Genomic DNA, 449 nt, shown 5'->3' on the forward strand with positions numbered 1-449 from the left:
GTGCTGATGCAGTTGCCGGGTTTCGAATTTTTGCAGCTCGCCGGCCCGTTGTGGCCGCCTGAGCATCCGCGCTACCAACATTGGCAGTGGCTTAGCCATATGTTTTCGCACCCGACTCTCACCCATCTGCTGTTTAATATGGTGGTGTTGTGTTCGTTTGCCCCGATGCTGCTGCTGCGTTTCGCCCCGCGGCGCTTTTTGCTGCTGTATTTGCTGTGCGGCTTGGCCGGGGCGTTGCTTTATACGGGCTGGAACGAATACCTGATTGCCAACGGCGTGCGCAATGTGGCCGAGCAAATCGGGCTGGACGAAGCTACAGTACGCTCGGCGTTGCTCTCCGGCGGCCTGCCCAATGTGCCCGACGGCTTGGCGATGGCGTTTTATACCCACCTGCTGGGCGCATCGGGCGCGGTGTTCGGTGTGCTCGCGGCGTTTGCGCTGTGCTTCCC

The 449-nt window shown here is 60.6% G+C and carries 1 protein-coding gene; it reads left to right on the forward strand.

The features are described 5' to 3' along the window. Positions 1-449, forward strand: a 449-nt coding sequence (locus tag CYP26_RS06245; protein ID WP_141090089.1) for a rhomboid family intramembrane serine protease, incomplete at both ends; no start/stop codon positions are given.

The sequence above is a fragment of the Campylobacter concisus genome, assembly GCF_002913225.1.
Taxonomy (GTDB): domain Bacteria; phylum Campylobacterota; class Campylobacteria; order Campylobacterales; family Campylobacteraceae; genus Campylobacter_A; species Campylobacter_A concisus_J.